Annotated in this window: 2 protein-coding genes; both read right to left on the minus strand. The window is 57.3% G+C overall.

Annotation, left to right across the window (positions count from 1 at the left end; all coding sequences use genetic code 11):
- A partial coding sequence (locus ADK28_RS32720) for a hypothetical protein (RefSeq protein ID WP_075202070.1) occupies positions 1–220 on the minus strand: 220 nt, incomplete at its 3' end.
- Positions 220–1,038 carry a DUF932 domain-containing protein gene (locus ADK28_RS11670; RefSeq protein ID WP_048795718.1) on the minus strand — a complete coding sequence of 273 codons (819 nt, stop codon included), beginning with the start codon at positions 1,036–1,038 and terminating at the stop codon, positions 220–222. The genes ADK28_RS32720 and ADK28_RS11670, both read right to left, overlap by 1 nt.
- Between the last annotated feature and the right edge of the window lie 153 nt (positions 1,039–1,191).

The following is a 1,191-nucleotide window of genomic DNA, read 5'->3' on the forward strand; positions in this document are numbered from 1 at the left end:
GTGACGGGCAGGACTGCGCATAGCCATCTTCATCGCACCGTGAGGGCCAGATGCTGTCAGACACAGACAGTCGGCACAGGCTGAGCTCGCCGGGACGGTAGCAAAGATGTCTGCACCAGGCGCAGAGGTCATCGTCGGAGATGGAACGGCAGCCGGACTGGTTTTGCAGGGAAACGGGCCAGACAGCCGTCAGACGGGTATTTGCAGGAATGTGCTGCATCAGCTCAGTGCCTGCTGCAGTTCTTCGGCCATCACCCAGAGCGCGCGGTTGAGTTTGATATCCCCGTCGATACCGTTAACCGCACGGGTGTGGGTACGTTTACCCTGTGCGGTGCGTCCGCTCAGCCCGCCTTTCAGCAACGATTCCTGAATGCGGTTATAAACGGTCCACAGGTCGTCCTGACGGTCCTCATACCGTCGCGGTGTCAGTATCTGCGCTGCGGTCACCGGCTGATATTCTTCACCAAAGCGGTATGTCAGTGCGGCGTTCGCCAGGGCATGTTGCGCGGGTGCTGGTAGTCGAAGTGACTGCATGGCCTCGCGCTTTTCTTCCACCCGATCAAAGACACCGAGTACCTCGTAAGCGCCCTCAATCACTTTCCCGGCCACATCGCCACGATGCGGTACACGAATTTCACCGAACGACTGTCCGCAGACGAGCCCGTTGGTGCAGATGGCTCTGAACAGCCCAGGCAGCATCTGGTATGAGCTGGAGCCATCATGCGAGTTGAGCAAAATGATCTCCGGTACCTGCTGGCCGGTTATCTGACCGGTACGACGCAGCCGGAGCAGGTGTTTGGTATGCTCCCGGCGGTCAGGGTCGCGTACGCGTGACTGGCAGGCGAAGAAGGGTTCAAAGCCTTCGCGTTGAAGATTTTCGAGCAGAGTAATGGTGGGTATGTAAGCGTATTTTTCGCTCCTGGAACCGTGGCGATCTGCACTGAATACGCTGGGAACGACCTGCATCAGTTCTTCGCGGGTTAACGGACGATCGCGACGGATCTGGTTTGTCCGCCCAAAGCGGCTGGCTAGTCTCATGGTAAATTCCTTATTGTTGATTTAACGGCATAAACAAAAAAGCCATGCTCCTGTGGGAGCATGGCCTTTTGGTGTGGTCGCTAGTGGGTGAAGCTGTGGTGTGTCAGTGTTTGGGGATCCCGTGGCTGAGCAGATAGCGGTTAAGCCATTCCC

This window comes from Serratia sp. 506_PEND (assembly GCF_001076875.1).
Classification (GTDB): Bacteria; Pseudomonadota; Gammaproteobacteria; order Enterobacterales; family Enterobacteriaceae; genus Serratia; species Serratia marcescens.

Excerpts from the sequence above, each read along its gene's own strand:
- ADK28_RS11670 (WP_048795718.1), bottom strand. The coding sequence starts at position 1,038 with ATGAGACTAGCCAGCCGCTTTGGGCGGACAAACCAGATCCGTCGCGAT.